Source organism: Alphaproteobacteria bacterium (assembly GCA_030680745.1).
Classification (GTDB): Bacteria; Pseudomonadota; Alphaproteobacteria; order JAUXUR01; family JAUXUR01; genus JAUXUR01.
On record JAUXUR010000072.1, the window covers coordinates 1 to 11,234 of the forward strand.

The window sequence follows — 11,234 nt, forward strand, 5'->3', positions numbered from 1 at the left end:
AATTATCGTCCACAATTCTACTTCCGTACAACGGATGTGACCGGTGTTTGCACATTACCATCTGGTATGGAAATGGTTATGCCTGGTGACAATGTAACACTTGATGTAGAATTGATTTGCCCAATCGCAATGGATGAAGGCTTACGTTTTGCGATTCGCGAAGGTGGACGTACAGTCGGCGCCGGTGTTGTTGCAAAAATAATTGCCTAATTATATCCACTCTGTTTCAAATTGTGGAGGGCGTCAGATTTCGGGATTCAGCATGCTCATGTATAAAAAGATACACTCCGCGTGCTTCACCGCTCATCTTTCTACCCACACTTTGAAACAAAGAGGATATATCTGCCAACAGACTTGAATTGATACTATCTTCCGCTTTGTATGAATTTTAAGTCTATCAACTATAGTTGGTTAATGTTAAGTTAGCTAACTTTTAAAGTGTGTCTAGTTTTGCTGGGCATTCCCCTTAGGAGCGTAGCTCAATTGGTAGAGCACCGGTCTCCAAAACCGGGGGTTGGGGGTTCGAAGCCTCTCGCTCCTGCCAGGATCTGATATTCTGGCAGGATAACTAAAGATCTTATCCTCATTTCAGAAAATAATTTCATAATAATAAATTTTATAGTACAATTCACATGTTTCGTCATTTTTAACTAAGGACAAAATAAATGCGCGTGCTTTCATTATTTTCTTTTTTATTACTTTGCGGACTTCCTATTCATACTTATGCAACCCCTGAATTAATTGCCCCTCAGCCAAAACCAAATGAATCTTCGTTAGAAACATTAAAGACTCAAGTTGAATCCACATCAACAAGTGATGCAGAGGTTGATCAAATCCTTAATTCTCAGATTTCCAATACAAATATAGATATCAAATTCTGGGCAATGTATCTATTGGCAAATAGGCATTTTCTGGGTCTAACAGCGCTTGCACAAAAAGATAAAATTGCAGGACTTAAAGAAGCAGAAAAAATCTATAAATCCCTTGCAGCGCAAGATATTAAACCTAAAGTTAAGTCTCAAGCGATATTTATGTTAGTCGAAATGAATGTGCATGGCCAAGCGGAGCTTAGTCGTACAAATAAAGTTGAGGCTTTTAAAGAAGCTGAAAGATTATTAAAAGTTATTATCAACGAAAAAAATATGACAGAAATGAGCAAAAAAGATGCAACAAAAATGCTCGTTGAATTGCAAAAAAGGTTGATTCAAGACGATAAAACTAAATAATGTTGTTCTTAGATTAAGACTCATATCAAAGTGAATCGCTTATAAAATTATCTTCATATAATATTTTATCTAAATAATATATGAATTTTCGCTAGCATTTTAAGCTTTTTGATGCTAAAAATGAGATTCATATTAGGTTTGTTAAAGGTTAAGAATCCCTAGACGTACCTTAAAATAAAATGACGTTAAGCACGCTTTTGAAAAAGGCAAACCAAATAGATAAGGTAAATGCTATGGCTAAAATTAGTCCCGTTAAGTTTTTTAAACAGGTTAAGCAAGAAGCAATAAAAGTTACCTGGCCGACACGCAAAGAAACTTTAGTAACGACGCTGATGGTTTTAATTTTGGCAACACTTGCTGCAATATTCTTTGTACTTGTTGATCAAGGACTCTCTTTTGCAGTTAAATTTATTCTAAACATATTGTAGGACTAGGTAGTTAAATGGCGCAACGTTGGTATGTTTTGCAAGTTCATTCAGGTTTTGAAAAACGTGTACAACAGGTAATTTTAGAAAAAATCGAAAAAGATTCTTTGCAAGAAAAAATCGCAGAGGTTCTTGTTCCTTCTGAAGAAGTTGTAGAGCTTCGTAAAGGCGTCAAAGTTCAAACAGAACGTCGATTTTTCCCAGGTTATGTCATGATTCGTATGGATATGGATGACGCTGTCTGGCATCTTATTAAAGAAATCCCTAAGGTGGGTGGATTTTTAGGTAGTAAGGGCAAACCAAGTCCAATTTCTGATGCTGAAGCTCAGAACATTTTAAGCAATGCTAAAGAACGCACAGCTAAAGCCCGTAGCAAAATTATCTTCGAAGTGGGCGAACAAGTTAAAGTCGCCGAAGGTCCCTTTGCATCCTTTAATGGTATCGTTGAAGACGTTGACGAAGAGCGCACACGTCTTAAAGTAGCGGTCTCTATTTTTGGACGATCAACACCTGTCGAGCTTGATTACTCACAAGTTGAAAAACTAAAGTAAGTTTTCGTTTTTCCAATCTACGGGACAATTTTTATTGTCATGTTAGAAATTTGTCCACACACCTTTGTTTTCCTGAACGCGTTGAAGCTAAGCTTCATACGCAGATTCAGGATCCAAAACGAAACTCATGCTCGTAAGAGCATGGCAAAACCATTAAAATAACGTAATGATCTGCGATCATGATTGTTAATTGGACCCTGAATCTGTGCTCGAAGCTTTGCTTCTCGCCTGTTCAGGGAAACAGCTAGTGTTTGGTAGGTTTCTATTCAAAATTAAATTTTTGTCCGGTAGAATGTCTTTTTTTATATATCGTATCTAAAATTTTACAGGGAGCCAGAAATTAATTTTCTGGCTTTTTTTTTAATCATTTATTAACGGGTTCTCCTCCATAATGAATACAAATAGGTTTGTTAGGGAGATAGAAAATGACCAAAATAACTAAAAAAAACTTACTTTCAAGTATCTTATTGGGATCAGCTTTAACTTTTTCATATAATATATCATATGCAGATCAAGAATTGAAAAAAGCAACTGAAGATAAAACAGAAACACTTTTTCCTGGGACAAACTTATCCCTCCGCGATAGTCTTAAATCTGTCGGAGGGCAAGTAAAAGATGCTGTAAAAGATAAAGCATCTGACGTTAAAGATAAAGTTAAAGAAAAAGGACACGAATTAAGTGCAAAAGCCAAAGAAGTTGCTACAGCTGTAAGAGAAAATGCGCCTTGGAGTGACATTATGAAAAAAGTAGCAAAAACAGGATTAAAAGGTCTTGGAGGTTGCGCTAAAGGCACCATTGTTTCTTTACCTGCTGCATTGGCAATGGGCATTCCTTCCATGGGCGTTGGAACAGCATTGGATTTAGGTGGCGCCTGCGTAATGGGTGCTGCAAAATCGGCAGGTCCTGCAGCGCTTAAACTTGTCTATGACAGCATAAAAACAACCGCAGATCTCATTAAAATTGACACAGAAATCAAGACAAATGAAGCTGACATACGCCTACTTCAAGAAACTATAAGTGATGCAAATACATTTTTACTTGAAAATCCTGAATTAGATGCAAATACTGTATCTAAAATAAGAGAAGCGATTGCAAATACAACAACGCTTGTAGGTCAAGTTCAAACATATATTGCAGCACTCAAAGTCAATTATGCAGAAGCCCAAAAAGCCTTTAAAGAAAAAAAATTATAATTTTTAGCTCGGAAATTAGTCAGCATAGAAACACAACAAATAAACTCTCAGATCTTTATGGTCTGGGAGTTTTTTTTAATGGCGCGCCCGAGAGGATTCGAACCCCTGGCCTTTGCCTCCGGAGGGCAACGCTCTATCCAGCTGAGCTACGGGCGCAATACAGTCCTCCTGTTTTAAACTGTGGAGCGCGTCAGATTTCGGCATTCGACATGCTCATGTATAAAGGATACACTCCACGTGTCTCAGCACTCATCTTTCTACCCACATTTTAAAACCGTTTGGACTAACTGAAACATATATTAATTTTTTTTTCACGTCATCTTCTTTCTTGAGATTGCTTGATTTATATTAGGAACAGAGGTTTAAAAATGTTGCCAAAAAAAATACTCATTATTGACGATAATCCATTGTGTCAAAAATTGTTTCACGATCTTGTCATATTAACAGGTCACCAAAGCCAAACATGCTCAACCGCAGAAGAAGGGTTAATATATTTAGAGAACAACAAATTTGATCTCCTTTTGCTTGATTTACAATTGCCTTTAATGTCAGGTGGCGAACTTCTTAAAAAAATAACAGAAAACAAAAAATTAACTGAACTTAAAGTTATAATTGTTTCATCTTTTTCAGAATCATTCCTAAATAACCCATTAGTAAAAGAATATATTCAAAAGCCGATTTCAGTGCTAGACTTTATGGAGACACTAACAAAAACATTAATGGGTCCTTCACAATGTCAGCTCGCATCTTAATTGTTGATGATATTTTAACTAATCTTGCTATTTTAGAATTAAAGCTACAAATGGAGCATTATGAAGTTTTTAAAGCATCCAATGGATTTGACGCCTTAAAGCTTGCTGATAAATTACAACCAGATCTTATTATTTTAGACGTTATGATGCCCGGCATTGATGGCTATGAAACGTGTGAAAAATTAAAAGCTAATCCAAATACAACTTATATCCCTGTTCTAATGTTAACCGCATTAACCGATAAACAAGACCGTATAAAAGGCCTACGTGTGGGGGCAGATGATTTTTTATCAAAGCCTATAAATGACCAGGCTCTTTTATCGCGCACGCGCTCCCTTATACGCTTAAAGATGACAATGGACCAATGGTATTTACGTGCAAAAATTTCAGATAAAATGAGTGACATTGGTCAATTAAGCATAGATGACTTTAATGCAACCCAGGGACATCTTTATTTGTTTTCAGAAAACAATGCAGAAATCTCAAATTTAAAACAAGCAATGCTCCCTGATAATGTTATTTGGCATAAAATGCACTCAAAAGAAGATGTAACGTCTCATTTTGTAGAGCATCATGGGGATGTTTTAATTTTAGATCTTAATATAAAAAACATAAACCCAGTGGATTTATGTGCCCAAATCCGTGCTGAAAATAAAATACGCGGTATTCCTATCCTTGTTTTAGCCAATGAAGATCAACATGACATTTTAAATAAGCTTTTTGAGATCGGTATTAATGATTATTTGTTAAGACCTTTAGATGGATATGAAGTTTTTTTACGTATCCGTGGCCAGATTATACGTTGGCGTTATCATCAAAAACTATTAGGCGATCATAGAAATACAATGAGCATCGCCTTTACAGATCAAGAAACTGGTCTTTACAATAAAGAATATGCCCTTGCGCATATGAATGAATTATTAAATCGTATGCAAAAATCACAAAAATTTTTTTCTATACTTTTGATTGATTTAATCAACGACACAGATTCAAACAATAGTGTTTTGCAGAAAATTGCTGATCTATTGGTCAATACAGTACGTAGTTTTGATCTTGTGGTACGCTATGATTCTTCATCATTCTTAGTTATTTTACCCCAAACAAATATTAATATTACACAAGATGTAGCCTTGCGTATCGAAGATAGAATTAAAAAAACATTTTCTTCACATATTGCTCCTAAATCTTTTGATGTGATTATTGGCACTGGAATTTTAAACACAGAAGATAAAAATCCTGAAGATGTCATTAATAGAGCAAAAAATGTACAATATGGCTCAAAACGTAAGGCATTAGGTTGATTTTTATTATATTTTCTACAAAAAAAAATTAGTGGAGGAGACGATTGTTAATTTAGAGGAGGATAAATGAAAGCGATGATAAAGCTGAAAAGATTGACGCTTAAAAATAGGCGGGACTTCCCATAGACAGAAACAATAACCTTGGGTTTCCCCGTTTGCTGGTATTGCTCTCTTCTAATGAAAGAAAAGATTGAAAGCAAGAAATCCCGCCTAATTCTAGAATACAATGTATTTACTAAAATGTACAATATTATTTTTGTTTTTATTTAAGTTTTCATATTTTATATTTTATATTTTTTATTTCTTCACAAATCACATGAATCGTAGTACAATTCACTGTTTGTAGACATTTATAAAATACAGTAAGGCAATCTATGTCAGATATTCGTAATTTAGCCATTATCGCACACGTCGATCATGGTAAGACAACTCTTGTGGATGCCCTCTTAAGGCAAAGCGGAACATTTCGTGTAAATCAACAAGTTGCGGAACGCGCAATGGATTCGAACGCCCTTGAAAAAGAGCGCGGCATCACCATTTTGGCCAAATGTACCTCGGTCTTATGGGAAGATCATCGTTTAAATATTGTTGATACACCCGGTCACGCCGATTTCGGCGGTGAAGTTGAACGTGTATTATCGATGGTTGATGGTGTTTTAGTTCTCGTTGACGCTGCAGAAGGCCCAATGCCCCAAACAAAATTTGTGTTGGCTAAAGCATTAAAATTAGGCCTTAAGCCTCTTGTTGTGATCAATAAAGCCGATCGTCCTGACGCACGTCCTGATGAAGTATATTCTGAAATTTTTGATCTTTTCGTAGCGCTTGAAGCCACTGAAGAACAGCTTGATTTTCCATTGCTATATGCATCAGCACGTCAAGGCTGGGCCGTTAGAGATTTAAATGATGCTAAGGTCGATCTTAAAGTTTTGTATGAAACGATTGTAAGCCATATACCTATTGTTAAAGGTGATATGGATGCTCCTTTCACGATGCTTGTGACAATTTTAGAAGCTGATCCATATTTGGGCCGTATCTTAACAGGTCGCGTTCAATCTGGTGTTGCGCGCATGAATATGCCGATTAAGGGTCTTAATAAAGACAATCCTCAAATTGAGCAAGCACGTTTAACTAAAATTTTAGCTTTCCGTGGATTAGAGCGTTTGCCTGTTGATGAAGCTGTTGTCGGTGATATTATTGCCGTTGCCGGCCTTACATCTACAACCGTCGGCGATACAATTGCCGATGCGATTGTAACAGAACCATTACATGCACAGCCGATAGATCCGCCAACGCTTGCGATGACTTTTACCGTTAATGATTCTCCTTATGCGGGTCGCGAAGGCACAAAAGTAACATCGCGTATGATTCGTGATCGTTTGTTCCGTGAATCTGAAGGTAATATTTCGATTTGGGTCAAAGAATCCGAATCCAAGGATTCTTTTGAAGTAGCTGGACGTGGCGAGCTTCAACTTGGCGTTTTAATTGAAACCATGCGTCGTGAAGGATTTGAATTATCCATTTCACGCCCACGCGTTTTATTCAAAACGGATGAAAAAGGCCATCGTTTAGAGCCTATGGAAGAAATTCAAGTCGACGTTGACGATGAATATACAGGCGTCGTTGTTGAAAAAATGGGTACGCGCAAAGGCGAAATGACGGATATGCGTCCTTCCGGTGGCGGCAAAACCCGCGTATCGTTTTTAGCACCGGCACGTGGGTTGATCGGGTATCAAGGCGAATTCATGACGGATACGCGTGGCACTGGTATTATGACACGTCTCTTCCATGGTTATGGCCCTTATAAAGGTCCTATTGAAGGCCGTAGAAATGGTGTGCTTATTTCCAATTCGACTGGAACGTCAGTTGCTTATGCACTTTGGAATCTTGAGGAACGAGGATTTCTTTTCATTAATCCAGGTACCGATTTGTATGAAGGCATGATTATTGGCGAGCATTCACGTGAAAATGATCTTGAAGTCAATCCGCTTAAAGGTAAGCAATTAAATAACATTCGTACAACGTCTAAAGATGAAGCTGTGCGTTTAACGCCGCCTAAAATCTTTACACTGGAACAAGCGATTGCCTATATTGAAGACGATGAATTGGTTGAAGTAACCCCCAAATCAATTCGTATTCGTAAAGCGCTCCTTGATCCTAATGCACGTAAACGTGCAAGTAGATCTAAGGAATAATTGACGATTTTACTCTCTACGTGCTGCAATAAGTTGCAGTACGTAGAAAATAATGAAGCAAACCTTAACTAACAAAAAATAAAAAGATGTCGATTGAAATAGGAAAGAAACGTTTTAAAGAAATCGTTGGATCTCAAAGCGATCTTATTATTGAAAAACTCAAAGCTGCATCACCTGATTTCGCAGATTATGTCCTTAATTTTGCTTATGGAAATTTATATAATCGTGCAGGATTAAATGATAAGTACCGTGAAATTGCAGCTGTTTCAAATTTAATTGGGCAAGGCTCAACAGGACTTCCTTTAAAAACACATTTAAAAGGCATGCTCAATGTTGGTTTTAAAAAAGATGAAATCATCGAACTCATTATCTTTTTGATTGGATATTCTGGTTTTCCGCGTTGTGTTGAAGCGCTTTTGATGCTCAATTCTTTAGACCAGGAAAATGAAGCAATTTCTCTTAAAACAGCTTAACTACGTATTGATTTTAAACATTCAACGTTTTGTTTACTTTTTAATCAAAAAAAGATATAAAAGACCATCATAAAAGGAATGTCACATGTCAAATTTTACTGTTGCTGCTTTATATAAATTTGTTTCTTTGCCTGATTATAAGGAAATTCAACCGAGATTGCTTGACCTCTGTCGCAATCAAGGGATAAAAGGAACGTTATTACTAGCCGAAGAAGGCATCAACGGAACAATTGCCGGCACACGTGAAGCAATTGATTCTTTAAATGTTTTTTTTCAATCAGATACACGTTTTCACAACCTAGAATATAAAGAATCATATGCCTCTAAAATGCCCTTTTATCGCTTAAAAGTACGTTTAAAAAAAGAAATTGTTACTTTAGGTGTTCCAGAAGTAGACCCCAATACGAAAGTTGGCACTTATTTAAATCCTCAACAATGGAATGAATTACTACAAGATCCCGAAGTTGTTCTGCTGGACACACGCAATGATTATGAATATGAAATTGGTACATTTAAAGGGGCGCTTAACCCCAACACAGCAACTTTTCGTGAATTTCCAGATTATGTAACCCAAAACCTAGACCCAATCAAAAATAAAAAAATTGCTATGTTTTGTACAGGCGGCATACGTTGTGAAAAAGCATCATCTTATATGCTTCTTAAAGGATATGAAGAAGTTTATCACCTTAAAGGCGGCATTCTTAAATATCTTGAGGAAATGCAACCTGAAAATTCTTTATGGGAAGGCGAATGCTTTGTATTTGACAATCGCACCTCTATTGCACATGGCCTAGAAGAAGGCGTTTCTGAAATGTGCTATGGATGTCGTTGGCCTATTTCGCCTGAGGATAAACAATCCGAACTTTATAAGGAAGGCATTCATTGCCCCAAATGCCATGACAAATTAACTGAAAAATTTAGACGCAGCGCTGAGGAACGTCATCGCCAAGTCGTTCTTGCCAAGTCCCGTGGAAAAAATCATATCGGCAGCAGGTAAACAGCCAATCTATTTTCATTTCGAATTATGATTGTTTTTAATAGGAAAACTCGCAAAACACCAAGAGATTAATACGGTCATGCTGACCATTTGCCTTTATTTTTACTTTATGCCAAAATCATTTAACAAATAAAAACTTTTAAATGCCATATGGGGAAAGTAAAAATGAGAACTATATTAATTGGTGCTATCCTTGCACTTTTTTCAACACATTCGTTTGCACTTGATCAAAATACAGTCAATACCAAAATTGCTTCTATAAAACAAAAAGCAGCTTCCGGTCAAGACGTTAAAGGCGACATAGCAGCACTTACTGAAGAACTTAAAGCGAATGCAAAATCATTGGTTGTTACAAATCAAGTGAACCTTTCTGTAATTGACCATAGTGGAACGGTATCTCTCTTTGTCCCCTTCCCTGCAACAACAAATGTAATTGCCAATAATCCTGAGCTTGTAGAGCATGCAAAAGCTGCAATTGCTAAACATCCTGAAGCAAATAAAGCACATGACAATATTGACGGTGCAGTGTCGCTTGGCGGTAGCAGCAAGAAAAAAGACAAAGCTCCAGCAGCACCAGCAGATCCTTCAGCTGCACCTGCGTCAACAAGCAGTGGTGGCGGAATAGGTGACCTTATTGGCGCTGGACTTAGCACAATCATGAATATTGGCAGTGGCCTCATTAGTGGTATTTTAGGTGCAGTATAGATATTAAGTGAGTAAACTTCTTTCGAAACTTTAATATGTTGGCTGATTGCTGCATTGCATCGACACTCAGATCTATGTGTTGCATTTGTATAGTCGATAGACTTCAGGGTAGGCGAGAAACAACGAGCGAAATGTATCCTGATATACATGCGCAAGGCGTAGAATTCACCTTTCCAATGCCTATCGAGTATACAATGCGTTTCGAAAGAAATCTAAGACCAATAAATTGTCCATAGATCTAAAAAATTAAAAAAGAAAATTGGAGAACACAATGAAAAAAACAATCTTAACCTTTATAAGCGGGACACTTTTTTTTGTGCCTTTAGCTCAATCAGAAGTACCCGCTGACCCAAATATGGCAGGCGCTATAGTTTCTGTAAAAACAACAATCATTAAATTCGATAAAAGTGGCGCTGTTACAGGATCTAACACTTCACACAACAATATTTTAATGCCAAATGTCGATTCCACAATTCCTGCTGACGATCTTAAAAAACTGGGGAATAAAGCACTTGCATCTTATGTACCGCCAAAAGAAAGTGAAGCCACAACACTCGGACTTTTTAGCGGTATTACAGATTTTCTAAAAGGTACACCCAAAACACAAACGGCACTTGGAGAAGCCGTTGGCAATATCGTCACATCAACAATTCTTGGATTCGTACCATAATATTAAAGTGGAGAAAATAAATGCGTATTCTTTTTTTGAGCTTAACGCTCGTTTTGGGTGCTTTTGTAACATCCTTTGCAGCTGATGCACCAGCACCTGTTGATACAAAACATACAATTCTTGTAACATCTACAAAAGTGGATGTTTATCGTATTACAGTCGATGACAAGGGGCTCGTCGTTAAAGTTGAAGATCATAAAACTGATAGTGGTGTAAAAGTTTTAAAATCAAATGAACTTACAAATGTAAATGAAGATGATTTAAAAAAATCTGTTTTTGCAGCACTTAAACAACATCCTTCTCAAGGTAAAGAAGGCGAAGTCGCAACATTGGGTAAATACGACAAATTAGATAGCACAGCATCAGGTGCTATCGGCGTTGTGAGTACTGTTGGTGGTCTTATAGGAAGTTTTGCACCTAAAATTGTAGAACTTGCGGCACCATTATTAGCTTTCCTCTAGAAAAACAATCACTTGCCGACGCATTAACCTCTATCATGATAGGGGTTAATGCAATTCTTATACGAATAATACACAAGATTAAACATACCACTCACATTGATTTGCATCATATTTAAAAGTTACAATTGCTTCTTTATACGCTTTAGTCTGAGGCTTACCGTAATAGCAAAATCTAAAGTTTCCTAAAGAGGCATTAGCAGATTGATAAAAAATAACACATCTTCTTTTTTATCTTTTATTTTAAAGAATAATTCAATCGTTAAAATAATAAATATAAATTTATTTAAT

13 protein-coding genes and 2 tRNA genes are annotated in these 11,234 nt (G+C 36.7%); 14 read left to right on the top strand and 1 reads right to left on the bottom strand.

All coding sequences use genetic code 11. From position 1 onward, the window contains the following. From tuf to Q8L85_08125, 6 genes are all read left to right on the top strand, one after another. Positions 1 to 210: elongation factor Tu (tuf, locus tag Q8L85_08100; GenBank protein MDP1724648.1), on the top strand; the 210-nt coding region annotated here is incomplete at its 5' end. A 258-nt stretch (positions 211 to 468) separates the two neighbouring features. Next, positions 469 to 544: transfer RNA gene (locus tag Q8L85_08105), tRNA-Trp, on the top strand. Between the two features lie 121 nt (positions 545 to 665). Then, the gene (locus tag Q8L85_08110; protein ID MDP1724649.1) at positions 666 to 1,226 is read left to right on the top strand and encodes a hypothetical protein; all 561 of its coding nucleotides are present in this window, start codon (positions 666 to 668) and stop codon (positions 1,224 to 1,226) included. 233 nt (positions 1,227 to 1,459) lie between these two features. Beyond that, the gene (gene secE / locus Q8L85_08115; GenBank protein MDP1724650.1) at positions 1,460 to 1,654 is read left to right on the top strand and encodes a preprotein translocase subunit SecE; all 195 of its coding nucleotides are present in this window, start codon (positions 1,460 to 1,462) and stop codon (positions 1,652 to 1,654) included. A gap of 14 nt (positions 1,655 to 1,668) precedes the next feature. Beyond that, positions 1,669 to 2,202 carry a transcription termination/antitermination protein NusG gene (gene nusG, locus Q8L85_08120; protein MDP1724651.1) on the top strand — a complete coding sequence of 178 codons (534 nt, stop codon included), beginning with the start codon at positions 1,669 to 1,671 and terminating at the stop codon, positions 2,200 to 2,202. Positions 2,203 to 2,627: 425 nt separating this feature from the next. Beyond that, on the top strand, positions 2,628 to 3,395 hold the full coding sequence (locus tag Q8L85_08125; protein ID MDP1724652.1) for a hypothetical protein: 768 nt from the start codon (positions 2,628 to 2,630) through the stop codon (positions 3,393 to 3,395). Between the two features lie 79 nt (positions 3,396 to 3,474). On the opposite strand, the gene Q8L85_08130 is transcribed toward Q8L85_08125, so the two are convergent. Beyond that, positions 3,475 to 3,551 (bottom strand) — tRNA-Arg (locus tag Q8L85_08130). A gap of 212 nt (positions 3,552 to 3,763) precedes the next feature. On the opposite strand from Q8L85_08130, the gene Q8L85_08135 reads away from it, so the two are divergent. From Q8L85_08135 to Q8L85_08170, 8 genes are all read left to right on the top strand, one after another. After that, positions 3,764 to 4,147 carry a response regulator gene (locus Q8L85_08135; GenBank protein ID MDP1724653.1) on the top strand — a complete coding sequence of 128 codons (384 nt, stop codon included), beginning with the start codon at positions 3,764 to 3,766 and terminating at the stop codon, positions 4,145 to 4,147. Next, on the top strand, positions 4,129 to 5,448 hold the full coding sequence (locus Q8L85_08140) for a response regulator (protein MDP1724654.1): 1,320 nt from the start codon (positions 4,129 to 4,131) through the stop codon (positions 5,446 to 5,448). The genes Q8L85_08135 and Q8L85_08140 overlap by 19 nt, the downstream gene beginning before the upstream one ends. A 374-nt stretch (positions 5,449 to 5,822) precedes the next feature. Next, entirely contained in the window at positions 5,823 to 7,640 is a 1,818-nt protein-coding gene (gene typA, locus Q8L85_08145) for a translational GTPase TypA (protein ID MDP1724655.1), read from the top strand. A gap of 86 nt (positions 7,641 to 7,726) precedes the next feature. Beyond that, a complete protein-coding gene (locus Q8L85_08150) occupies positions 7,727 to 8,113 on the top strand; it encodes a carboxymuconolactone decarboxylase family protein (protein MDP1724656.1) in 387 nt (128 codons plus the stop codon). An 85-nt stretch (positions 8,114 to 8,198) separates the two neighbouring features. Further along, positions 8,199 to 9,110, top strand: a complete 912-nt coding sequence (locus Q8L85_08155) for a rhodanese-related sulfurtransferase (GenBank protein MDP1724657.1) — start codon at positions 8,199 to 8,201, stop codon at positions 9,108 to 9,110. A gap of 165 nt (positions 9,111 to 9,275) precedes the next feature. Then, positions 9,276 to 9,815 carry a hypothetical protein gene (locus tag Q8L85_08160; GenBank protein MDP1724658.1) on the top strand — a complete coding sequence of 180 codons (540 nt, stop codon included), beginning with the start codon at positions 9,276 to 9,278 and terminating at the stop codon, positions 9,813 to 9,815. 271 nt (positions 9,816 to 10,086) lie between these two features. Next, positions 10,087 to 10,485: a hypothetical protein gene (locus Q8L85_08165; GenBank protein MDP1724659.1), complete on the top strand. Its 399-nt coding sequence runs from the start codon at positions 10,087 to 10,089 to the stop codon at positions 10,483 to 10,485. Between the two features lie 20 nt (positions 10,486 to 10,505). Then, positions 10,506 to 10,946 carry a hypothetical protein gene (locus tag Q8L85_08170; protein ID MDP1724660.1) on the top strand — a complete coding sequence of 147 codons (441 nt, stop codon included), beginning with the start codon at positions 10,506 to 10,508 and terminating at the stop codon, positions 10,944 to 10,946. The last annotated feature ends 288 nt before the right edge of the window (positions 10,947 to 11,234 follow it).